Genomic DNA, 24,420 nt, shown 5'->3' on the forward strand with positions numbered 1-24,420 from the left:
ATGGCCAGGCAGGATGACAGGGCGATAGTTATTAACTAAGACCCACGATGCGACGGGGCGGTCGCAAATATATGTTTCGGGGGGAATTGTGCGTAATCGTATCGTACCGATCGCAGGCGTCCAGGCAGTAGCCCTCGCTACTTTGCTCTCCCCCACCATCGCCACGGCCCAAGCCGTTCCGACTGCCCAGCAATTGGCGCCGACCCGCGAAGAGGTCACCCGGGTGCAGCCGCAGCAGGCGCCGAAGGCGGCAAGGCTGACCGTCGACGGCGGCATCGAGCGGGCGCCGTGCGCGCTCGACGACCCGGCCTATGCCGATATCAAGGTCACGATCACCGCCGCCGAATTCAACAATCTCCAGGGGGTCACCCCCGACGAACTGCGCCCGGCCTATGCCGCCTTCCTCGGCCAGGCGCGGCCGATCAGCACGATCTGCACGATCCGCGACGCGGCGGCGACGATCCTGCGCGACAAGGGCTATCTCGCCGCGGTCCAGGTCCCGACCCAGAAGATCGAGAATGGCGTCGTCAAGTTCGAGGTGCTGTTCGCCAAGATCGTCGCGATCCGGGTGCGCGGCGATGCCGGCAATTCGGAGAAGATTCTCGCCGGCTATCTGTCGAAGCTCAACAACGGCCAGGTCTTCAACCGGTTCGAGGCCGAACGCTATCTGCTGCTCGCGCGCGACGTGCCGGGCATGGACGTGCGGCTGTCGCTCAAGCCCGCCGACACCGTGCCGGGCGAACTGGTCGGCGAGGTCAGCGTCGTGCGCACCCCGCTCGACGTCGATGCCAATATCCAGAATTTCGCCTCGCACGGCACCGGCCGCTGGTCGGGCCTGGTCCGCGGGCAGGTCTACGGGCTGATCGGCAATGGCGACCGGCTGACCGGATCGCTGTCGAGCACCGCCGACTTCAAGGAGCAGCAGATCGCCCAGCTCGGCTACGACATGAAGCTGGGCCATGAGGGGCTGACGATCGGCGGTAACCTCACTTATGCCTGGACCAAGCCCGACATCGGCCCCGGCCTGCCCGATCTCAAGGCGCGCACCCTGTTCGCCACCGGCAGCCTCAGCTACCCGGTGGTGCGCAGCCAGAAGTTCAGCCTCTCGCTGACCGGCGGCCTCGACTATCTCAACCAGTCGGTGAAATTCGCCGGCCTCGACCTGACCCGCGACCATCTGCGGGTTGGCTTCCTGCGCGCCGATTTCGAGGCGAACGACGTCTCCGAACAGCGCGTGCAGCGCTGGCGCGCGTCGGGCTCGCTCGAATTCCGCCATGGGTTCGATATCTTCGGGGCGAGCAAGGGCGGTTCGACCGGTTCGGTCGCGACCAGCCGCCCGCTCGCCGATCCGACCGCCTCGCTGATCCGCTTCCAGGGTCAGGCCGAAATCGACATGGGCCGCGGCGTGCGCTTCGCGGTGCTGCCGCGTGCGCAATATGCGTTCGACAGGCTGCTGAGCTTCGAGCAATTCTCGACCGGCAATTATTCGGTCGGCCGCGGCTATGATCCGGGCACGACGATCGGTGACGACGGTCTGGGCAGCTCGTTCGAATTCCGCTGGAATTATTTCTCGCCGCTGCCGCGCTATAATTTCCAGGTCCAGCCGTTCGTGTTCGCCGATGCCGCGCTCACGTGGATCAAGGGTCCGCCGGGCGTGCGAACCGACGAGGACGGGATCGTCTCGCTCGGCGGCGGCTTCCATGCCGCGCTCAACAGCCGTTTTCGGCTCGACGCGACCGTCGCCGTGCCGATGCGCGCCGCGGGGGCTCAGACCCACCGCCACGATCCACGCTTCCTGATTTCCTTGTCCACCAAACTTTGGCCCTGGGGTGCCCGGTAATGCGTATCGATAACCAGCCGATCGGTGATCAGCCCCGGCGCAAGCCGATGTTCACGTCGCGGACGAGCACCTCGCTGATGGCGCTCGGCGTCGCGCTGGCAATGCCGGTGAGCAACGCCTTCTCGGGCAATTTCACGCTGTCGAACACGGTCGGCACCTATAATGGCGCGGTCGTCATTCCCGGTTCCTACCAGGGCCAGGCCTTCCAGGGCGTGATGACGAGCGGCCAGTTCAGCACGTCGGCGTCGGGCTATGCCGACCCCAACGGCAACACCGATCATATCTATATCGGTTCGAGCACGGCGATCCTAAACTGGGCGCCCAACGATACCGGCACGACCGGCAACATCAATTTTCTGCCGGCCGGCAAGACGGTCAGCTTCGAAGGCGACGGTGTCAGCAATTTCACGGTGATCAACCGGATCCTGCCCAGCACCGAAAGCCGCGCGATCGAGCTCAACGGCGCGATCAACAGCTTCACCAGCACGAGCCAGTCCAATATTGGCGGCAATGTCTGGATTTATTCGCCGGGCGGCATCCTGATCGGCAACACCGCGCAGATCAATGTCGGCGGCCTGGTCCTGTCGACGCTCGATCCGACCAATTTCTCGGGCAACCACGCCACCTTCACCAACACCAGCGGCCTGGCGACGACCGGTGCGGTCACCGTCCTCCAGCAGGCGCAGATCGCCGCCCAGAATACCGGCTCCTATGTCGCGATCGTCGCCCCGGCGATCAGCCAGCAGGGCACGGTCACCACCGACGGCGCCGCCGCTTATGTCGCGGCCGAGCAGGCCGACATCACCATCAACGGCAATCTGTTCGATATCAACATCACCACCGGCTCCGACGCCAATAACGGATTTGCGCTTCAGCATAGCGGCACGACGTTGTTCGGTTCGGGGGTTTCGGCCGGGCACAGCATCTATCTGGTGACGATGCCGAAGAATTCGGCGGTCACTTTGTTGTTGACCGGAAACACCAGCCTCGGTTTCGACGTCGCCAGCTCGGCCGAACTCCAGGGCGATTCCATCGTCCTGTCGGCGGGCCACAATGTCGTGAACGGCGGCATCGACTATACCTCCGGCACCGGCTCGGCGTCGCTCCAGATCAGCGGCGGCAGGTTCAATGCCAACACGTTCGCCGCGGCGCGCGGCTTCGCCAGCGTCAACGCCTTCCAGGGGCAGACGCTCCGCTTCGCCAGCAGCCTGCATGTCCATGGCGGCACCGGTGTCCAGGTCGCGGCCGATGGGGCCGGGTCGGTCCTGTCGATCGCCGGCGATGCCATCCTCAGCACCGCCAAGAGTTTCGGGCCGACCGACGGCCCGCTGACGGGGGCCAACGTCTCGCTCCTCGCCACCAGCAGCGGTTCGGTACAGATCGGCGGCGATGCGATCCTCACATCGCAGGTGATCGGCCAGGGCGTGTCCGGGTTCGGCGTCAGCGCGACCGGCGGCAATGTGACGGTCAACGCCAGCAATATTTCGGCGCAGGCCAATGCGCCGGCTGCCCAGCTGACGATCGGCGGCATGCTCGACATCGATTCGCGCGCACTTGCGCCCGCTGACGTCGGCGGCGGCGTCAAGACGCTGCAGGGCGGGCAGGTGTTCCTGGGGGCGAGCACCAACTCGACGGTGAGCCTCGGCAGCCTGCGGATCGATGCCGGCGCGGGGCCGGCGAGCTCGGGCGCGACCGATGTCAACGCCACCGGTGGTCGCGTCGACGTCTATGCCAATGGTGGCTCGCTGTCGGTCACGGGGGCGTCGAACATCTATAGCTGGGGCGTCGGTGCCGACTCGAGTGTCGGAACGACGGGCGGTTCGGGCCAGGGCGGACTCGTCTATATCAGCGCCGCCGCCAATTCGTCGGCGACTTTCAACGGCCTCAACGTCGAGGCGATCGGCATCGGCGGCGCGGGCGCCAACGGTGCCAATGGTGGCGCGGGCACCGGCGGTACCGCCAGCCTGGGTACTGGCGGCACCGGCAATGTCGGACAGAGTGTCATCAACAATGGTGTCACCACGCTGGCGACCCGCGGCTTCGGCGGTTCGAGCGATACCGGAACCGGCGGACTGGGCAAGGGTGGCACTTCGATTGTCTTCAACGCCGGCGGCACGATGACGCTCGGCGCGGTCAGTGCCGATGCCAGCGGCTTCGGAGGCAACGGCGCGCGGGGCGGTGCCGCAATCGGCGGCGGCGCACCGACGCTTGCCGTCGGCGGCGGCGCGACCATCAATGCAGCCGGCGGCACGCTGACCATCAATGGCACGGTCGACCTGACGGCCGATGCCGCCTCGGGTTCTGCCTTCACCGATGACGTGGTCGGCAACGCCAATGGCGGGCAGACCGGCATCTTCCGCAGTGGTGCCGGCACGACGACGATCAGCGGCGCGGTAACTGCCGCGGCCAATGGCTATGTCGACAATCCGCCCTTGGAAGCGGCCAGCGTCGGCGGCGGAATCGCCAAGGGCGGCAATTTCGCAATCAACGCCAATGCCGGCACGATTCAACTGTCGAGCGACCTGAGCGCCTATCTCGACGGCTTCGGCGGGACGGGCAACGACAATCTGACCAGCATCACTCCGGGCACGGGCACCGGCGGCAACTTCAACATCAACACTTCGGCCGGCGCGGCGGCTTCGGTTGGCGGTGCCACCGTCGTTAGCGCCAACGGATATGGCGGAGCGGCATCCGCTACTACCGCCGGTGCGCTCGGGACGGGCGGCTTTGCCTTCATCGGCGGGAACGGCACAGTTTCCATCAACACGCTCGACCTCAGCGTAAACGGCTTCGGCGGTCGCGGTACCCTCGGCGGCAATGGGATGGGCGGCCAAGCCTATCTGCAACCCAATCCGGGCGGCACGCTCAATGTGACCGGCGGCGCCGTGCTGTACGCCAATGGTGAAGGCGGCGCCGGGTCGGGAGGCTTCGGCGCGGTGGCGATCGGCCCGTCGAACAACTCGACCGGCGGCGACGGCATCGGCGGCGATGTCGAGGTGTTCGCGAATGCCGGTACGGCGAACTTTTCCAACTATCTCGTCCTCCATGCGCAGGGCCAGGGTGGTGGCGGTGTCAATGGCGGCGCCGGCACCGGCGGTTTCGCCGGCATACTCGCGCAGGCGGGCGGCACGATCACCGTCACCGACGGCGGGTCGAGCAGCTTCGGCATCGGCGCGTTCGTCTCGGCCAACGGCACGGGCGGCGAGGCCGATTATGGCAGCGGCGGGATCGGCGGCAAGGGCACTGGCGGCGAGGCCGATGTCGAGGCGCTGACGGTGACGTCGGCGCCCAATGCGATCAGCACGGTGACGCTCGGGGGGCTGCGCGCCGAGGCTGTCGGTTTGGGCGGCAATGGCGGCTATAATTACGACACCGCCGCTGGCGGGGCGGGCGGCGACGGCATCGGCGGCAATGTGTTCGCAGGCGGCAGTGCGGGCGGCGGGCGGCTCAGCGTCGCCGACGCGACGCTCGATGCCGGCGGCTTCGGCGGCTTCGGTGGCGACGGCGGCTATGATTCGGACACGGGCACCGGCTATGTCGGTGGCGTCGGCGGTCAAGGCTTCGGCGGCAACGTCCAGGGTGGCGTTTTCTCCAGCGTGTTGACGACCGCGACGTCGGGATCGGCGACGTTCGGGACCTATCGGGCCTATGCGCTCGGCTATGGCGGCAGTGGCGGCAATGGCGGTTATGATGGCGAAAGCGCCTATAATGGCGTCGGCGGCGCCGGCGGCCGCGGTGTCGGCGGCTTCGTCAACATCCTCGCGCGCGGGACCACGGTTACCGCCAATGCGATCCAGTTCGCGGCGTCGGGTTTCGGCGGCGCCGGCGGTGACGGCACGACGCTTGGCGCCGGCGGCGCGGGTTTCGGCGGCAACGCAACGGTCGCCTCGACCACCCGTTTCACCACGACGATCGCGGGCACGCTGACCTCGAGCGGCGGTGTCGTCGGCAATATCGACGGAATCGGCGGCAGCGGCGCGACCACGGGCGCGGCCACCAACGGTCGCTTCGATGTGCAGGCGCTCGGCGGCAGCACGATGACGCTGGGCAATCTGACGCTGACCAATGCCGGCTCCTTCGGCACGGTGCCGCGCTTCGACGCCAACGGCGTTCTTACCGATGTCGCACAGACGCCGAGCGAAATAACCGCGCTGGGCGGCAGCACGATCACCATCAACGGCAATGTCTCGCTGCGGACGCCGGGTGCGATGGGAATCACCGCCGATGCCGGCAGCCTGATCGCGGTCGGCGGTACCGCGACGATCGATGCCGGCTCGATCGTGACTTATGTCGATCAGAACGGCGCGACCCCGCTCACCGGGATCCAGAGCACCGGAACCTTCCGCGCCAACAGTCTCGCGCTGACCGTCGCCGATTCGATCACCACCGGCACCGCTTTCCAGCAGTTGGCGGCGGCGCCGCTGGTCATCCAGGCGCCGAACAGCGTCACCATCGGTGGCGCGACCGCCAATGGCAATGTGGTGGTCGCCAGCTCCAGTGGCGCGCTGACGGCCGGCAATGTTTCCGGTACCGCAATTCAGCTCACCTCGGGCGGTAATCTCCAGGCGGGAATCCTCCAGTCCACGGGTAATGTCACCGCCACGAGCGGCGGCACGTTTACCGCGACGGGAGCGATCGGCGGACAGGCCGTCCAGATCGGCGCGACGGGAGCGATCGTCGCGCAGGCGGTTACTGCAACCGGGGCGCTCGGCATCACCTCCACCAGCGGCGGCGTTTCGACCGGCGCGCTCGGCGGCACTGCGATCACGGTGACGGCACCCGGCAACGTGACAACCGGCGGTGTGACCGCCACCAGCGGCGGGGTACAACTCGCCAGCACCGGGGCCGTGCTCAACGTCCAGGGGGCCATCGCCGGCAATGGCGCGATGCTACGCGGCCTGACCGGGCTCTCGGTAGGCAATGTTCAGGTCGCCAATTCGATCAACCTGATCTCGAACGGCAACATCGCCACCGGTGCGCTCACTGCGACCAGTGGCGTGATTGCCGCGGGCAGCGTGCTCGGCCAGAGTTCGATCACGCCCACCGCGGGCACGATCACGGTCGGCGGACCGGTCGTCAGCGGGCGTAGCACCTATCTGAGCGCCACGGGCAATGTCACCACCGGCGCGATCACCGCCAATGACGGCATCAAGATCTTCACCGGCGGTACCGCCAATCTGGGAGCGCTCAGCGCCGGCGCCACGCCGGTCCAGTCGCCGACCGACGCCTATGTCGTCACGATCGACGCCCAAAGCGGTCTGACGGTGGGCGGAAACACCTCGGCACGGGGCAATGTCGGCCTGCTGTCGCGGGCCGGCAGCATCAACGCCCAGGGCAGCATCGGGTCGACGACGGCGGACGTCGTCCTGCTGGCGGCCAATAATGTGACGACCGGCGCGCTGTCGTCGGGGTCGACATCGGGCGGCGTCTATATCGCCAATGCCAGCATGTATGGCCAGAACGGCAGCAGCCTGAATCCCGCGACCTATCTCGCGCTCGATCCCGTCGCGATCGGCGGCACGCTGACCGTCAACGGCGCCGTCAACGCCAGCCTGTTCAAGGCCGCGGCGCTGGGGGCGATCAACACCGGCGCGATCAATGTCGGCCAGTTCGTCAAGCTGTCGGGCGGATCGATCAACACCGGCGCGTTGATTTCGAGCGGTTCGATCGATCTCGAATCGGGTTCGACGCTGACCGTGGCAAGCGCGGCGGGTGGAACCGAATCGTCCGGTTTCGATACGAGCGTGGCGCTCAAGGCGTCGGGCAATCTCACGGTCGGCACGATCACCGCATCGGGCGATGTCGGGCTGCTGTCGAAGACCGGTAGCGTCTCCGCCGCCGCTATCACGACCACCGGCGACGTCGGTATATTGGCCGCGACCAATGTCGCGACCGGGGCGGTCGCCACCGGCACCGCGGGCACCTTCGCGATCGGCAACAGCAGCGTCTATCCGACCAGCGGCAATCCGGTGTTCGCCAATCTGATCGCGATGACGCCGCTCAGGGTCGGCGGGACCATCAATCTCGGCGGGACGGTTTCGACCGGCCGCTTCGATATCGCCGCCGCCAACGGCGTCACCGCGGGATCGACGATCAACAGCGCGACCGCACGCATCGACAGCGGTGCGGGGATCGGGCTGAACGGCAGCCTGATTTCGGTCGGCAATGTCGGCCTGTCGGCGGTCAGCGGCGTCACCTCGACCAATTCGGTGGTGGTGCGCAGCGTAAACGGCTCGGTGGCGATCGCCGGCGACGTCTCGGCGCCGATGGGCGGGGTGGCGCTGCTGTCGCCGGTCTCGATCAGCGTGCGCGATATCGTGTCGGGTGGCGTCGCCCAGCTCGGCGGCCTCATCAACACCTCCACCGGCATGGTCACGCCGACGAGCGGGACGATCACCGCCCGCAATATCAGCACGGGGCTCAGCGCGAATCTGAGCGCGGTCGGCAATGTGACGACCGGCACGATCACGGCCGGCGATTCGATCGGCATCACCACCAGCGGCAATGCGACGCTGGGCGCGCTCAGCGCGGGGGCGACGCCGTCGCAGCTGGCGCAGCGCGGTTTCGTCGTCGGTATCAACGCCCAGGGCAATGTGACGACCGGCAGCATCTATGGTCGGGGCAATGTCGGCATCCTCGCCAATGGCGGCAGCATCGCCACCGGCGGGATCACCTCGCTTTCGGACATCGTCCTGCTCGGGCGCACCAATGTCGCGACGGGCGCGCTGTCGGCGGGCGATCCCAACGGCGGCGTCTATATCGCCAATTCGACGATGTATGCGGGGGAGGGCGGCAGCCTCGATCCGGCCGCCTACCTGCCGCTCGATCCGGTCGCGATCGGCGGCACGCTGACGATCAACGGCACCGTGACCGCGAACCAGATCAAGGCGGCGGCGCTCGGCGCGATCACCAGCGGCGCGATCAATGTCCAGGCGCGGGCGGAACTGGTCGGGAGCGGCCCGATCACCACAGGCCTGATCAATTCCGCCGGCAGCGTCAGCCTCAACAGCAGCGGCGCCCTGTCGGTCGCGGGCGTCACCGCGGGGGCGGCGGGCGACGAGCTCAGTGTCGCGCTGGTCGGCAGCAATGTGACCATCGGCAGCAGCCAGGCGCCGGGAAGCATCCAGGCAGGCGGCGGCATCGGCATCGTCGCGCAGAATGGCAACATCGTCGCCGGCAGCATCACGACCACCGACAGCCTGGCCCTCCTCGCATCGAACAATGTCACGGCGGGCGCGCTGACCACCGGTGCGGCCGGCACCGTCTATGTCGCGAATGCGAGCATGTTCGCGACGCTCAGCGGCGATTCGACCACGGCCGACCTGTTCGGCCAGACCCCGGTGCGGGTCGGCGGCGCGATCAATCTGAGCGGTCCGATCTCGACCGGTACGCTCAATCTCGCGGGCAACAGCGTGGCGCTCGGATCGGCGGTCAATGCCGGGGCGATCCGCATCGACAGCGCCACCGCGCTGCAACTGCCCAACAGCCTGACGGCGACCGGCGCGCTCTCGCTGCTGTCGGCAGCCGATATCGTCGCCGGCACCGTCCAGGCCGGCGGCGCGGTCCAGCTGGTGTCGTCTGCGGGCAATGTCACCGCGGGCAATGTCACCGCGGGCCGGGGCATCACGCTCACCGCTGCGGGAACCATCACCACCGGCGATCTGAACGCGGTCACCCGGATCTCGGCGAGCGGCAATGGCGGCGCGGTGCGCGTCGGCAATGTCGAGAGCAGCGGCGGCGCGGTGAGCCTGTTCGCCAACGGCACGCTGGGAACGGGGAATGTCCGTGCGGCGGGATCGATCGATCTGACCGCGCTCGGCGCGGTGACGGCCGGCAACCTGACCGCGGGCACCGGGCCGCTGGTCGCCGATTCGACGACCGGTGTCGTCAACGGCAACGGCAACGGCAACACTGGCGCCAACGGGACCGGTGGGGTCAGCGGCGGGGTGGTTTCGGGCTTCGACAGCAATTTCGTCCAGACCTGCGACGATTGCTTCGCGCCGGAGACCGCGCTCGGCTTCGCGGCCAATTATTTCGGTACGACCTACAGCAGCACCTATGTCAGCAATAACGGCTATGTGACCTTCGGCCAAGGCAGCGCGTCCTACACCCCGACCGGTCTCGGCGCCGATTATGTCGGTCCGCCGATCATCGCCGCCTTCTTCGCCGACGTCGATACGAGCAATTCGGCCTCGGGCCGGGTGAGCTACGGCACCGGCACCTATGCCGGCCGGAACGCCTTCGGCGCGACATGGAACGGCGTCGGCTATTATAGCAGCAGGGTCGACAAGACGAACACGTTCCAGATCGTGCTCACCGATCGGGTCGACACCGGCACCGGCAATTTCGACATCTATCTCAATTATGCGAATGTCGGCTGGGAGACCGGTGAGGCGAATGGCGGGGTCGCCGGCCTCGGCGGCAATTCGCCGGCGGTCGGCTTCAACGCCGGCACCGGCGCCGCGGGCAGCTATTTCGAGGTGGCGGGATCGCGCGTCGCGGGCAGCTTCATCAACGGCGGCACCAGCCCGCTGATCAGCATGAGCAACGACGGCGTCGCCGGACAATTCCTGTTCACGGTGCGCAACGGCATGGTCGTCGCCCCGACCACCGGCAAAGCCACGATCAACATCACGACGACCGGTGCGCCGGCCGGCGTCAATGCCGATATCGTCACGGGCGATCTCAAGGCCGAGGCGGTGAACATCGCGGGCGGCGGCAAGGTCACGGTCGGCGCGGTCGCGGTGTCGGATCTCAACAGCGGCGGTACCGCGACGGGTGTACCGTTCGGGGTCACGATCGATGCGGTCGGCGATCTGTTCGCGGGTGCGGTCAATGCCACCGGCTTCGTCGATCTGAGTTCGGGGGCGGCGATCAATGTCGGCGCGGTCGGATCGAACGGATCGATCACGCTCGAAGCGGGGTCGACGCTGACCGCCGCGAGCCTGCAGTCGGGGCTTTCGACCGGCGCCGAGCTCGGCATCGGCATCGAAGCCGGCGGCAATGTCCTGCTCGGCGGGGTCACCTCGACCGCCGATATCGGCCTGCTGTCGCGTACCGGCAACATCACGACCGGCAATATCGCGACCGGCGGCAATGTCGCCCTGCTCGCCGCCAATGCGGTTTCGGTGGGCGCTGCGAGCACCGGCAGCGCCGGCGCGCTCTATGTCGGCAACGCCAGCATGTACGGCCAGCTTCGCGACGGCACCATGTTCGCCGATCTGCTCGCGCTGACGCCGGTTCGGACCGGGGGCGCGATCCAGTTCACGGGACCGGTCAGCAGCGGTCGTTTCGACGTCGCGGGCAATGCGTTCAGCGCGCTGTCGACGATCTCGGCCGCGACGCTGCGCGTCAACAGCGCCGGCGCGATCGCTCTCGGCGGTGCCGTCAACGGCGGCGGTGTCAGTCTTGCGGGAACGTCGCTCAATGCCGCCGCGCCGATCAGCGCGACGACATTGACCATGGCCACCACCGGGGCGGCGACCTTCGGCGGCAAGCTCACCACCACGGGCGCCCTCAGCTTCACCGGCGGGGCGTTCAACGCGGCCGCGGTCGACGCAGGATCGCTCAACGTCACCAGCACCGGCGCGGTCAATCTCGGCGGGGCGGTGAACGCCGGCGCCATCACCGTCAGCGGGACGTCGTTCGGCGCCGCCGCTCCGATCAATGCGAGTTCGGTCGCGGTCACCAGCAACGGTGCGGCGAACTTCGTTGGCGCCGTCACGACCAGCGGCGCCTTCGGGGTGAATGCGGCGAGTTTCACCGCGGGATCGTCGCTCGGCGCGGGCAGCGTGTCGGTCACGAGCAGCGGCGCGGCGAATTTCGGCGGGGCGGTAACGACCGCCGGCGCATTCGGGATCACCGCGGCGAGTTTCACGGCTGGATCGTCGGTCGGTGCGGGCAGCGTGACGGTCGCGAGCACCGGCGCAGCGAATTTCACCGGGGCGGTGACCACCACCGGCGCCTTCGGGGTGAACGCGGCGAGTTTCACCGCAGGATCGTCGCTCGGCGCGGGTAGCGTGTCGGTCACGAGCAGCGGGACGGCGAATTTCACCGGGCCGGTGACGGCCAGCGGCGCCTTCGGGGTGAACGCGGCGAGTTTCACCGCGGGATCGTCGCTCGGCGCGGGCAGCGTGACGGTCACCAGTATCGGTGGGCCGAACACTGGTCCCGGTACGGCGAACTTCGTCGGGGCGGTGACGACCAGCGGCGCCTTCGCGGTGAACGCGGGCAGTTTCACCGCGGGATCGTCGATCGACGCAGGCAATGTGGCGGTCACCAGCAGCGGCGGCGCTTCGTTCGCCGGGGCGGTCACCGCGCCGACGATCAGCGTCACCTCGGCCGATATCACGATCGGCCAGGCGGGCAGCCTCGGCGGCGCGTCGACCACCGCGCTGACCCTCACCAGCAGCGCCGGCCAGACCACGCTGGGCGGGACTGCGCAGACCGCGGGCTATCTGCTCGATGCGGCGGAGATCGGACGGCTGCGCGCCACCCAGATCTCGGTCGGTACCGCGGGCGATGCGACCGTGCAGGCGTTCACGCTCAACGCGGCGACCCAGCTGAATGGGGCGAATGGCGGGTTCAGGCTGACCAGCCCGGGGGTGGTCCGGGTTGCCGGCAATGTCGACTTCACCAACATGGCGGCGGCCAACAGCGCGGCGTTCGCCGCGGGCTCGCGCTTCGAAGTCGCGACCGACAGCGGCCGGCTGCGGTCGCTGGGGAGCGACAATATCGTCAATGGCGTGGTGTCGATCTCGGCGACCAATATCGCGGTCGGCAAATCGAGCCTGCTCAGCCAGCTCGCCGCCGATCCACGCTTCGTGGGCCGCGACGCGGCACTGGCGGCGGGCGAAACCGGCGATGCGGTGAACAATGCGGGCTTCGTCCAGGCCGGGCGGCTGAACTTCGCGACCGGCAATACGCTGCTGGTGGCGAACAGCGGCACCAGCACGGCACCGGCCGGGCTCACGGTCGGAACCGGGGGCGTCAACATCGCGGCGCTCGGCAACGGCACGACCCCGATCGACGTGGTGCTGTTCGGCAACGCGGTCAATGCGACCGGTACGCCGGTCAGCCAGTCCGCGACGTTCAATGCGGTCGTGGTCGATAGCGCGGTCACGCCGCGGATCACCACCGGCTCGGGCGTGAATGGCTGTGCTTTCGGCAGCATCACCTGCGGCGCGGCGCCGATCGAGACGGTCGCGCAGAACCAGGTCGTCCAGATCGCGGCGAGCATCCAGTCGGCGATCAGTGGCAGCGGGACGAGTGCGGTCGGTCCGGGCTCTGACGGCGGCGGACCCGCCGGCGGCAGCGGCGCGGGCGGCGGATCCGATGACGGGGATGACGGCGGCGATGATGGTGGCGATGACGCGGCCGCGGCAGCGTCGAGCAGCGTCAAGGTCAACGTCCTGATCGACACCAGCAGCATCGGCGGGGGCGCCCCGACGATCGATACTCCGGTGACCTCTAGCGGCAACAGCAGCCTGTGGGGCGGCGAAGATGGCCTGAGCGGAGATGCCGGCACCCCAAGCGATGGCCCGAACGGCCCGACGGAGATGAACCCATGATCCGCGTTCGTGATCTCGGCCTCGCGATCGGGGCGATCGGCCTGGTCGCCGTCTCGGCGATGATGTCGGTGCCGGCGGTCGAAGCCGCACCATCGCTGTCGCTGCGCAACAGCTTCAGGATCGGCAATGCCGGGGTGCTGTGCACCGCGCAGAGCAAGGCGGTGACGCCGCTGCTCGTCGACATGTTCGACCGCGGCTATTCGATCGTCTGTCGCGACGCGGCCTCGTCGGTCGGCACGCTGCATGCGCTGCGCAAGGGCAAGGACGATGTCTATGCCCGGATCGCCGCCAAGCGCAGCAGCGACCTGAAATGCGATGCGCCGGTCGCGGTGAAGGTCGAGGGCATCGGCGACGCCAAGACGATGACCTGCACCGACCAGACCAACCAGCTCGCCTATAAGAGCTATACGGTCGAGCGCGGCAACATCGTCTATGCCGCCGAGGGCCTGGGCGGTTACGACAGCGCGCTCCAGCTCGGCCTGCGGACGATCATGGCCGACCAGCCGGTCAAGGGCGAGGTCCAGGTCGCGACCACCTCGGCCGGCGATCCGGCGGCGTTCGCGCGGGTCCAGGCGGGCGCGCTCGATTCGGAAAGCGCGCTGGCGGAGGCCTATTCGCGCAACAATGACGGTTCCTATGCCGAAGCGGCCGAGTTCTTCGAGGCGCTGGTCGAGCGCGACGCGAGCGGCGCGCGCGCCGATGCGCGGACCTCCGAATATCTCGCCAACCAAGCGCTTCAGGAATCGAACCAGCGCAATTTCCAGGCGGCCGACACGCTGTTCGCGCGGGCCTCGACCCCGTCGGCGCTCGCCGATCCGATCGTCGGCCGGCTGCTGCGCAACTTCCACGCGATCCACCAGCTCAACCAGGGCAAGGTCCAGGCCGCGCTCGACGAACTGGCCAAGCCGGTCGCGCAGGTCCAGGGCACGGCGGTCGCCGATGCGGCGCTGACCAAGGGTTCGATCTCGCCGGCGGTCGCCGACCAGATCAACCGCGACAACAAGGCGATGGCGCAGCTCGGCGGTGCGATCGACGGCCAGCTCCAGCCGTTCGAGCGCGCGCAGATCCTCGACGCCCAGGCGCTCCAGCTGCGCGGCGTCGCGTTCCGGATCGACAAGAAATATCCGCAGGCGCGCGCGAGCTTCGCCGACGCGGTCAAGGCGATGGGCGCGGTCCGCGAGGGCAAGCTCAATTCGACCGCGTGGCTGCGCTCGAGCATCCAGTCCGAGCTCGGGCTGCTCGCCGAGACCGAGGGCAATATCCCAGAGGCCGAGCGGCTCTATGCCGATGCGCTCCAGACCACCGAGATCAACAACCCGCAGACCGCGGCGCTGCTGGCGGCGCGCGCGCGCTTCGCGGGCTTCCTCGCGCGGCACGGCCAGGCCGACCGCTCGCGGCAGATGTTCGCCGACGTGGTCAAGAGCGCCGAGCAGATCCCCGGATCGATGGCATCGGTGCGCAACCTGCTGCGCCCTTATTTCCGGGTGCTCGCCGACAAGGCCGACAGCGATCCGACCGCGGTCGCCGGCATGTTCGCGGCGAGCCAGGTGATGCTGCGGCCGGGCATCGCCCAGACCCAGGCGCTGCTCGCGCGCGAGCTGTCGGGCGGCGACGACCAGGCGGCGACGCTGTTCCGCCAGTCGGTGACGCTGACCCGCGAGATCGCCCGCTCCACCGGCGACATCGCGCGGATGACCTCGCAGCCCAATCCCGACGAGAAGGATGCGCTCGAGGCCGCGCGCAAGCGGCTGGCGCGCTTCGAACGCGACCAGACCGCGCTCCAGTCGCAGCTCGCCCAGTTCCCGCGCTACCGGGTGCTCGCGCCGGCGACGATGGACGTCAGCGAACTGCAGAAGGTGCTCAAGCCCGGCGACGGCTATTTCAAGGTCACGCTGGTCGGCCAGGACGGCTATGCGATGTTCGTCACCCCCGATGGCGCGCGCGCCTATCGGATCGGGGTCACCACCAAGCAGCTCGAGGACATGGTCGCCAAGATCCGTGACTCGGTCGTGAAGATCGAGAACGGCCAGGTCGCGACCTATCCGTTCGACCTCGTGCTCGCGCGCAAGCTCTATGTCGCTTTGCTCGGCCCGGTCGACGCGCAGATGAAGTCGGTCACCAACTTCATCTACGAGCCCGACGGCCCGCTGCTGCAGCTGCCCGCCAATCTGCTGCCGACCGAACAGGGCCCGGTCGACGCCTATGTCGCGCGGGTGAAGAAGGGCGGGGACGATTTCGACTTCCGCGGGGTGCCCTGGCTGGGCCGCGACCGCGACGTCTCGACGGTGGTGTCGCCGCGTTCGTTCGCCGACGGCCGCGGGACCGCGCCATCGAAGGCGAAGCTCGGCTATATCGGGCTCGGCGAAAATGCCCGGCCGAGCGCCAATCCCTTCTTCGTGCCGCCGCCGGCGCTGTCCGACGACTGCGCCTGGCCGGTCGGCAACTGGAACCACCCGATCAGCGCCGCCGAACTCTATCTGGCGAGCGGGATCATCGGGAAGGACCAGTCGAAGCTGATCGTCGACGACCAGTTTTCCGACACGACGATCGAGGGGCTGCCCGACCTGTCGCAATATCGGATCATCCATTTCGCGACCCATGGTCTGGTGACCGCGCCCCGGCCCGAATGCCCGGCGCGTCCGGCGCTGCTGACCTCGTTCGGCGGCGGCACCTCGGACGGGCTGCTGTCGTTCAAGGAGATCTTCGACCTCAAGCTCGACGCCGACGTCGTCGTGCTGTCGGCGTGCGACACCGCCGGCATGGCGACGGTCTCGGCGACGCGCGAGGCGGGCATCACCACCGGCGGCAATTTCGCGCTCGACGGTCTGGTCCGGGCCTTTGTCGGCGCCGGCGCCCGCACCGTGATCGCCAGCCACTGGCCGGTGCCCGACGATTATAACGCGACCAAGCGGCTGATCACCGGGCTGTTCACCGCGCCGCCGGGAACCCCGATGGCGACGGCGATGCGCAAGGCGCAGAACGGGCTGATGGACGACCCCGACACCTCGCATCCTTATTACTGGTCGGCATTCGCGATCGTCGGCGACGGCGAACGTCCGCTGATCCCGGCGGGCGCGGAGAAGCCGCAGACGGTCGCGACCGCGCCGACTCCGACGAACGTCGCCCAGCAATAAATGTCCGACCACCCGCCGCAGGCGGGTGGTCAGTGACTATCGTTCAGGATTGCGCCGATCCGCGATCGGTCGCGGCTCCAATAGATGAACAGCGGCCTGCCGCGGATGTCGTTCGACGGGACCATCCCGACACCGTTGCGGGTGGCATCGACCCGGCTGTCGGCCGCCTGGTCGCGATTGTCCCCCATCACGAAGATATGGCCTTCGGGCACGATCGCCTCGGCCATCTCATCGAGTTCGGTCGGCATGAGATCGAGAACGTCGTGAGGTTTCGCTGCTTCACCGGGGAGCGTCTCGTGACTTTTCCTCGCGATGCCGCTGTCCGGCAGGAAGAGACCGGGATCGTCCAGGGTTCCGACGAAGCGTTGCCGTGCCGGGCGGCCGTCGATCACCGGTACGCCATCGCGAACGGCAATGCGCTGGCCCCCGACCGCAATCACGCGTGCGACCCGCAGCTGATCGCGAAACGCGATCAGGACGATATCGCCCATGCGAGGGGGCGTCGTTGCGCGCATGTCGGCGAGAATTTTGTCGTTCGGCAGAAGCGTCGGCGCCATGCTTGCCGCGGGAACGTAAAATGGCTTGTAGAAGGCGTGCAGCATCGTGACACTCGCCTGAGCCAGCAGCCACGATGTGATCGCGACCAGGACAAGGCCGTACCAGCGCGACCACCAGGCGATGCCGGCGACCGAATCCCGGCTCGCACGCCAGCTATGGGCGATGGCACCGATATAAAGAATGGCGGTGCCGGCAATGGCGATGGCGGCGATCACGGCCGCGACCGGGAAATTCGGCCGGGCTCCTGCCGCGGCAAGCGCCGTCAACGCCATGATGAAAAAGATAGGGGCCGCAACATAGCTGGTCGCGGCGCGCGCTTTTCCCAACCGAAGCAGGCCCAATCCCGGCGTCAGCAGATTGAGCAAGGAAATACCGATTCGTGCGCCGAAAGAGCGTTCTTGCTCCATATGATCCCCCATCAACTGCGGGCATCGTGGCGGAGCGAGACGCGGCTTTCAACGCCGGGTCGGCCCGTTATGGAGCAAGCGCCGCGTCGGGCGCTTTCAACGCGCCGAATGCCGCCCAAGCTTGCGGGCCAGCCACACGCTGTGCCCGCCGCAGGCGGGATCGTCGAACACCGAATCGACGACGGCGAAGCCGTGATCGGCGAGCAGCATGCGATATTCGGCCGGGTCGAGGCTGGCATGGTAGAGCGGGTCGCCTTCGAAACGGCCTATCGCCACGCCATGTTTCGGACCGCTGGTGAACATCAGCGCGCCGCCGTCGCGCAGATGGTCGCGGAAGATCGGAAACATCGCGCGCTGGTCGTCGACGCGCAGATGGAAGAAACTGTCCCATGCGAGCAGCCCATCGAAGCGTCGGCGCAGCGCCAGCGTCCGCATGTCGGCGACGAGCGTGGTCGCGCCGGGCAGATTGGCCGCGAACATCGCGACCATCGCCGGCGCCGAGTCGACCCCGGTGAGCGCGTGGCCGCGTCCGGCCAGATCGCGCGCGATCGGCACGCCCGGACCGCAGCCCAGATCGAGAATGTCGGCACCGGGCGGCAGCAGCGCCGCGAAGCGATCGAGCCAAACGCCCTCGATAAGATGTTCACCGCGCGCCCGCGTCCAGGTCGCCGCGTGGCGCTCATAATGTTCGATGATCCGGTCGGCGTCGTCCTGCATCGGGACAGGCTGGCACGAACGGCGATCGCAGCCAAGGCCAAGGCTGGACAGCGAAGTCGATGGAACATAATAAGAACATATGGCCCAACTCGATACACGTCAGAAGCTCGAGATCCTCGCCGACGCCGCCAAATATGATGCGTCCTGCGCGTCGTCGGGCACGTCGAAGCGCGATTCGGCGGGCAAGGCCGGCGGGATCGGATCGACCGAAGGCATGGGCATCTGCCATGCCTATGCGCCCGACGGGCGCTGCATCTCGCTGCTCAAGATATTGCTGACCAACAGCTGTATCTTCGACTGCCATTATTGCATCAACCGCAAGAGCTCGAACGTCCGCCGCGCGCGCTTCACCGCGAAGGAGGTCGTCGACCTGACCCTCGCTTTCTACCGCCGCAATTATATCGAGGGACTGTTCCTCTCGTCGGGGATCATCCGCTCGTCCAATTATACGATGGAGCAGATGGTCGAGGTCGCGCGGTCGCTGCGCGAGGATCACCAGTTTCGCGGCTATATCCATCTCAAGACGATACCCGATGCCGATCCCCAACTGATCGAGGCGGCGGGGCGGCATGCCGACCGGCTGTCGATCAATGTCGAGCTGCCGACCGATCCGGGCCTGGCGCGGCTGGCGCCCGAAAAATCGGCGATGGGCATCCGCGCGGCGATGGGCGGGATGAAATCGGCGATCGAGGCCGGGCATGATGCCAAGAAGCGCTATCGCTCGGCGCCCAATTTCGCGCCGGCGGGCCAGTCGACCCAGATGATCGTCGGCGCCGACAGCGCCAACGACCGCGACATCGTCACCACCGCGAGCCGGCTCTACGACCGGTTCGGGATGCGCCGGGTCTATTATTCGGCGTTCAGCCCGATCCCCGATGCGTCGTCGGTGCTGCCGCTGAACCGGCCACCGCTGATGCGCGAGCACCGGCTCTACCAGTCGGACTGGCTGATGCGCTTCTATGGCTATGCCCCGGCCGAGGTCGCGGCGGCGGCCGACGATGACGGGATGATGCCGCTCGACATCGACCCCAAGCTCGCCTGGGCGCTGCGATTCCGCGACAGCTTTCCGGTCGACGTCAACCGCGCGCCGCGCGAGATGCTGCTGCGGGTGCCGGGGCTGGGGGTGAAGGGCGTCGATGCGATCCTCGCGTCGCGGCGCTGGCGGCGGCTGCGGCTGGCCGATCTCGGCCGGCTCAGCGTCTCGATCGCCAAGCTGCGCCCGTTCATCGTCGCCGCCGACTGGCGCCCGACCGGGCTGATCGACCGGGTCGATCTCAAGCGGCGGGTGATGACCCAGATGGAGCTGTTCGCGGCCTGATCGCCATGGGATATCGCGTCCAGCTCGAACGGCCCGACGATGTCGAGGGCTGGCGGACCGCCGCCCGGCGGCTCGCGCTGATGGGGGTGGCGCCGGCCGATATCGGCTGGGACGGCGGCGACGGCACCGATCTGTTCGGCGGCGGCGGGGACGATCTGCCGATACCGCCCGCCGGCGCGGCATTCGACGTGCCGCGTGCCTTTCTCGGGCTGGCCGACAAGGTGATCCTGCACCGCGATCGCGAGCGCTTCGCCCTACTCTATGCGATGCTGGTGCGGCTGCGCGACCAGCCGCGGGCGATCGAGGACGAGGCCGATCCGCTGAACCGGAGGCTCGCGCTGCTGGCGAAGGAGGTCGGCCGCGACATCCACAAGATGCGGGCCTTCGTCCGCTTCCGCGAGATCGAAGAAGACCAAGCCGTCCGCTTCGTCGCCTGGTTCGAACCCGAACATCATATCGTGCGCGCCAATGCCGGGTTCTTCATGCGGCGCTTCACCCATATGCGCTGGTCGATTCTGTCCCCCGACCTGTCGATCCATTGGGACGGCGCAACGCTCGCCGAAAGCCCGGGGGCGCACCGCTCGGATGCGCCCGCGGGCGACCCGGTCGAGGATCTGTGGAAGGGCTATTATGCCGCGATCTTCAACCCGGCCCGGCTCAAGGTCGGGATGATGGTGAAGGAAATGCCGCGCCGTTATTGGGCCAATATGCCCGAAACCGCGTTGATCCCGTCGCTGATCGCGGGCGCGCAGGCGCGCGAGGCGAAGATGGTGGAGCGCAGCATGGCCGGCGGCAATGCGAAGACGGCGTGGGAGGGGCTGCGCGAAGAGGCCAAGGGCTGCACGCGCTGCGACCTCCATCGCTGCGCGACCCGGACGGTGTTCGGCGAAGGGCCGCTCGATGCCGATCTGATGTTCGTCGGCGAACAGCCGGGCGATCAGGAGGATCTGGCGGGCAAGCCGTTCGTCGGTCCCGCGGGGCAGGTGTTCGACCAGGCGCTCGCCGATGCCGGTATCGCGCGGTCGCGCGCCTATGTCACCAACGCGGTCAAGCATTTCAAATATGAGCAGCGTGGCAAGAGGCGGATCCACGCGAGGCCCAATGCCGGCGAGATCAGCGCCTGCCGCTGGTGGGTCGATCAGGAGCGCAAGCTGATCAGGCCCGCGCGGCTGGTGATGCTGGGAACCACCGCGATCCATTCGCAGATGGGAAAATCGCTAACGCTGACCTCGCAGCGCGATCGCGACCTGATCCTGCCCGACGGGACGAAGGGCCTGGCGACGATCCACCCGAGCTTCCTCCTCCGCATGCCCGATCCGAGCCGCAAGGAGGAGGAATATGCCCGGTTCGTCGACGACCTCAAAAGGGCCGCCGAGCTATAGGTCAAATCAGACGCCGAGGCCGCTGAGCAGTCCGAACGCCTGGAGCAGCCACAGGATCACGACGATCACGACGACCGCGTTGAGGATGCTTTTGATCTTGCCGTCCATCGGGATGTAATTGTTGACGAGCCACAGGAGCACGCCGACGACGATCAGGACGATGATGATATGGATGAGCACGCCGGTTCTCCTGGTTGGGGGGCGCAGGTTTCAATCTGTGCCTGTCCGAACCCGGATGACGCGGCTTTTGTTCCGCCTGCGGAGCGGTCGCCCGACTGCGGTGGCGGATCAGCCGGACGGAATCATCAGGACGAAGCGGGTTTCGGCGATGCTCGAATCGACGTCGATCCGGCCGCCATGGGCCTTGGCGATCTCCGAGGCGATGTAGAGACCCAGGCCGAGGCCATCGCGTGGATTGCCCTGTTCGCCGCGGGTGAACGGCCGGAACAGCCGGGCGCGTTTGTCCTCGGGAATGGGTTCGCCCTGGTTGACGACGTCGATCCGGAAATGGCCGTCGCGGTGGCTGGCCGACACGCGGATCGGGGCGGCGGGGTCGCCATGGCTGACCGCGTTGGCGAGCAGGTTCGAACAAAGCTGGGCGATCCGCGCGGGATCGCAGACCACGGTCGTGTCGAGCGCGATGTCGGCCTCGATCTGGCGCGCGGGATGGGCGACGCGAATCTCGTCGACCACGCCATGCAGCATGTCGCCGAGGGTCGCGTGCACCTGCGGATCGATCGGCAGGCCGCCGCCGAGGCGGCCGCGCGCGAAGTCGAGCACGTCGTCGATCAGCCGCGACATCCGCGCGGTGCTGGTGCGCATCATCCCCAGCACCATCTGCGCCCGGTCGTTGAGCGGGGTGCGCTCGAGCAGCCGCAGCCCGCCTTCGACCGCGGCGATCGGATTGCGCAGATCATGGCCGAGCACGGCGATGAACTGGTCGCGCAACTCGGCGGTGGTCTCGGCGTCGAGCAGCCGGGCGTCGCGTTCCTGCGCGCGCTCGTCGGCCTCGAGCTGGGTGGAGATCAGCTGCGCGAACAAGGTGAAGGTGTCGAGCGCGGCCGACGAACGCAGGTCGCGCGGATTGGGATCGATTGCGCACAGCGTGCCGAAAAATTCGCCGTTGGCGCGCAGGATCGGCACCGAGATATAGCTCTGGAAACCGTACATCGCCGGGGTGTGATGATCGCGGAAGACGGGGTCTTCGGCGACATGGTCGATCACCACCGGGGCATGGTGGCCGCGAATCTCGTCGCAGATCGTGGTGGCGAGATCGAGCTCGCCGCCGGGTTTGAGCCCGAAGTCGATCTCGTCGCGCACCGCGCAGGCGATCCAGCGTGTGTCGGTGACCCGCGCGACCGCAGCGAAGCCCATGCCGGTGACCCGGCAGACCGCGCTGAGGATCGTCGGCACGGCGGTGAGGCCGGCGATGGTCTCGACATCGCGCGAGTCGGGATCGGCCATCGCCGCGCCTTGATATTCCCCCTCGGCCTTCATGCGCGCACCATCATGCGCGAAGCCTTATCACGAAATCGCGGGTTGGCGATTGCGCGCTGTCGAACCGGCGGCAACAAAAAGGGGCGAAGCCTCGCGGCTCCGCCCCCTTGTGTCATCCTGGTACAACCAATCAGCCCAGATCATCCGATTGCATCGATCGATCCGGGCTGAGCTTTTGCTGGTCGCGATATGCGAGTCATCGGGTGATTCCACCCGATTTCATATCGCTTAGAGTTTGCCGGTGAGCTCCGGGACGACCTTGAACAGGTCGCCGACCAGGCCGATGTCCGCGACCTGGAAGATCGGGGCGTCCTCGTCCTTGTTGATCGCGATGATCGTCTTGGAGTCCTTCATGCCGGCGAGATGCTGGATCGCGCCCGAGATGCCGATCGCGATATAGACTTCGGGGGCGACGATCTTGCCGGTCTGGCCGACCTGATAGTCGTTGGGCACATAGCCCGCATCGACCGCGGCGCGCGAGGCGCCGACGCCGGCGCCGAGCTTGTCGGCGAGCGGTTCGATGATCTCGTGGAAGTTCTCCGAATTCTGGAGCGCACGGCCACCCGACACGATGATCTTCGCGCTGGTCAGCTCGGGGCGTTCCGACTTGGAGATCTCGGCGCCGACGAAGCTCGACAGGCCCTTGTCGCCGGTCGAGGCGACGGCTTCGACCGTTGCCGAACCACCCTCGCGGGCGGCCTTCTCGAACGAGGTGCCGCGCACGGTGATCACCTTCTTCGCGTCGGACGACTGGACGGTCGCGATCGCGTTGCCGGCATAGGTCGGACGGGTGAAGGTGTCTTCGCTTTCGACCGACAGGATCTCGGAGATCTGCATCACGTCGAGCAGGGCGGCGACGCGCGGGGCGATGTTCTTGCCGTTGGCGGTCGCCGGCGCCAGGAAGGCGTCGTGCGAGCCCATCAGCTCGACGATCAGCGGCGCGACATTTTCGGGCAGGACATGGTCGAAGGCGGCGTCGTCGGCGACCAGCACCTTGGCGACGCCGGCGATCTGCGCGGCGGCGGCGCCGACATCGGCGACTCCGGCGCCTGCGACCAGCAGGTCGACTTCGCCAAGCTTCGCAGCGGCGGTGATCGTCGCCAGCGTCGAATCCTTGATCGCGCCGGTGTCGTGTTCAACCCAGACAAGCGTCTTCATGCTGCGACTCCCATCGCCTTGAGTTTGGCCACCAGCTCGTCGACATCGGCGACCTTGACGCCGGCGACGCGCTTGGGCGGCTCGCTGACCTTGAGGGTCTTGAGGCGCGGGGTGACGTCGACGCCATAATCGGCGGTCGTCTTCTGCGCGAGCGGCTTGGACTTGGCCTTCATGATGTTGGGCAGCGACGCATAGCGCGGCTCGTTGAGGCGCAGATCGGTGGTGACGATCGCGGGGGTGGTCAGGCTGACGGTCTCGAGACCGCCGTCGACCTCGCGGGTGACCTTGACGGTGTCGCCCTCGACCTCGACCTTCGAGGCGAAGGTGCCCTGCGGGCGGCCGAGCAGTGCTGCGAGCATCTGGCCGGTCTGGTTGCTGTCGTCGTCGATCGCCTGCTTGCCGAGGATGACGAGGCCCGGCGCCTCTTCCTCGACGACCTTGGCGAGCAGCTTGGCGACGCCCAGCGGCTCGACCTCACCTTCGGCGACGATCAGGATCGCGCGGTCGGCGCCCATCGCCAGCGCGGTGCGCAGCGTTTCCTGCGATTTCGGTTCGCCGATCGACACGGCGATCACCTCGGTGGCGACGCCCTTTTCCTTCAGGCGGATCGCTTCCTCGACCGCGATCTCGTCGAACGGGTTCATCGACATCTTGACGTTCGCCAGGTCGACACCCGTGCCGTCGGCCTTGACCCGCGGCTTCACGTTGTAATCGATCACCCGCTTGACGGGCACAAGCACCTTCATCTCAGCTTCTCCTTCGATTCCTTCGACCTTTTCGGCCGAAGGATAGGAAGACCCGGTCGATGAGCGTCGGTCCTTGCGGGTTGAAGATCTGCG

General features: G+C 67.5%; 11 protein-coding genes. 5 read left to right on the forward strand and 6 right to left on the reverse strand.

From position 1 onward, the window contains the following. Positions 1-88: 88 nt before the first annotated feature. Genes AC1RM6_RS23700 through AC1RM6_RS23710 form a run of 3 tightly spaced genes read left to right on the forward strand, consistent with a single transcriptional unit; the run spans position 89 to position 16,544 of the window. Positions 89-1,840 carry a ShlB/FhaC/HecB family hemolysin secretion/activation protein gene (locus tag AC1RM6_RS23700; RefSeq protein WP_493105813.1) on the forward strand — a complete coding sequence of 584 codons (1,752 nt, stop codon included), beginning with the start codon at positions 89-91 and terminating at the stop codon, positions 1,838-1,840. Then, positions 1,840-13,410: a beta strand repeat-containing protein gene (locus AC1RM6_RS23705; protein ID WP_493105815.1), complete on the forward strand. Its 11,571-nt coding sequence runs from the start codon at positions 1,840-1,842 to the stop codon at positions 13,408-13,410. Before AC1RM6_RS23700 ends, AC1RM6_RS23705 begins: the two co-directional genes overlap by 1 nt. Further along, a complete protein-coding gene (locus tag AC1RM6_RS23710; protein ID WP_493105816.1) occupies positions 13,407-16,544 on the forward strand; it encodes a CHAT domain-containing protein in 3,138 nt (1,045 codons plus the stop codon). Before AC1RM6_RS23705 ends, AC1RM6_RS23710 begins: the two co-directional genes overlap by 4 nt. Before the next feature lie 29 nt (positions 16,545-16,573). Here AC1RM6_RS23710 and lepB read toward each other — a convergent pair whose 3' ends face one another. Both lepB and AC1RM6_RS23720 read right to left on the reverse strand, forming a co-directional pair. Further along, complete coding sequence (gene lepB / locus AC1RM6_RS23715) at positions 16,574-17,509, reverse strand: signal peptidase I (RefSeq protein WP_493105817.1); 936 nt, start codon at positions 17,507-17,509, stop codon at positions 16,574-16,576. Between the two features lie 96 nt (positions 17,510-17,605). Next, positions 17,606-18,226, reverse strand: coding sequence for a class I SAM-dependent methyltransferase (locus tag AC1RM6_RS23720; RefSeq protein WP_493105819.1), 621 nt, complete (start codon positions 18,224-18,226; stop codon positions 17,606-17,608). A 79-nt stretch (positions 18,227-18,305) separates the two neighbouring features. Between AC1RM6_RS23720 and AC1RM6_RS23725 the strand changes: the two genes are divergently transcribed. Beyond that, the gene (locus AC1RM6_RS23725) at positions 18,306-19,544 is read left to right on the forward strand and encodes a putative DNA modification/repair radical SAM protein (RefSeq protein ID WP_493105821.1); all 1,239 of its coding nucleotides are present in this window, start codon (positions 18,306-18,308) and stop codon (positions 19,542-19,544) included. Positions 19,545-19,549: 5 nt separating this feature from the next. Next, a complete protein-coding gene (locus AC1RM6_RS23730; protein WP_493105823.1) occupies positions 19,550-20,926 on the forward strand; it encodes a UdgX family uracil-DNA binding protein in 1,377 nt (458 codons plus the stop codon). A gap of 6 nt (positions 20,927-20,932) precedes the next feature. On the opposite strand, the gene AC1RM6_RS23735 is transcribed toward AC1RM6_RS23730, so the two are convergent. The 4 genes from AC1RM6_RS23735 to AC1RM6_RS23750 all read right to left on the reverse strand — a co-directional run bounded on the left by AC1RM6_RS23735 (position 20,933) and on the right by AC1RM6_RS23750 (position 24,327). Continuing rightward, entirely contained in the window at positions 20,933-21,106 is a 174-nt protein-coding gene (locus AC1RM6_RS23735; protein WP_493105824.1) for a Thivi_2564 family membrane protein, read from the reverse strand. 108 nt (positions 21,107-21,214) lie between these two features. Next, positions 21,215-22,423: a GAF domain-containing sensor histidine kinase gene (locus tag AC1RM6_RS23740; protein WP_493105826.1), complete on the reverse strand. Its 1,209-nt coding sequence runs from the start codon at positions 22,421-22,423 to the stop codon at positions 21,215-21,217. A gap of 228 nt (positions 22,424-22,651) precedes the next feature. Further along, on the reverse strand, positions 22,652-23,581 hold the full coding sequence (locus tag AC1RM6_RS23745; protein WP_493105827.1) for an electron transfer flavoprotein subunit alpha/FixB family protein: 930 nt from the start codon (positions 23,579-23,581) through the stop codon (positions 22,652-22,654). Beyond that, the gene (locus tag AC1RM6_RS23750) at positions 23,578-24,327 is read right to left on the reverse strand and encodes an electron transfer flavoprotein subunit beta/FixA family protein (protein ID WP_493105828.1); all 750 of its coding nucleotides are present in this window, start codon (positions 24,325-24,327) and stop codon (positions 23,578-23,580) included. Before AC1RM6_RS23750 ends, AC1RM6_RS23745 begins: the two co-directional genes overlap by 4 nt. Between the last annotated feature and the right edge of the window lie 93 nt (positions 24,328-24,420).

The sequence above is a fragment of the Rhizorhabdus sp. GW822-FHT03C02 genome (assembly GCF_058801765.1).

Coding starts and splice junctions, on each gene's coding strand:
- AC1RM6_RS23745 (WP_493105827.1), bottom strand. CDS start 23,581: ATGAAGACGCTTGTCTGGGTTGAACACGACACCGGCGCGATCAAGGAT.
- AC1RM6_RS23705 (WP_493105815.1), top strand. CDS start 1,840: ATGCGTATCGATAACCAGCCGATCGGTGATCAGCCCCGGCGCAAGCCG.
- lepB (WP_493105817.1), bottom strand. CDS start 17,509: ATGGAGCAAGAACGCTCTTTCGGCGCACGAATCGGTATTTCCTTGCTC.
- AC1RM6_RS23725 (WP_493105821.1), top strand. CDS start 18,306: ATGGCCCAACTCGATACACGTCAGAAGCTCGAGATCCTCGCCGACGCC.
- AC1RM6_RS23730 (WP_493105823.1), top strand. CDS start 19,550: ATGGGATATCGCGTCCAGCTCGAACGGCCCGACGATGTCGAGGGCTGG.
- AC1RM6_RS23750 (WP_493105828.1), bottom strand. CDS start 24,327: ATGAAGGTGCTTGTGCCCGTCAAGCGGGTGATCGATTACAACGTGAAG.
- AC1RM6_RS23740 (WP_493105826.1), bottom strand. CDS start 22,423: ATGAAGGCCGAGGGGGAATATCAAGGCGCGGCGATGGCCGATCCCGAC.
- AC1RM6_RS23720 (WP_493105819.1), bottom strand. CDS start 18,226: ATGCAGGACGACGCCGACCGGATCATCGAACATTATGAGCGCCACGCG.
- AC1RM6_RS23710 (WP_493105816.1), top strand. CDS start 13,407: ATGATCCGCGTTCGTGATCTCGGCCTCGCGATCGGGGCGATCGGCCTG.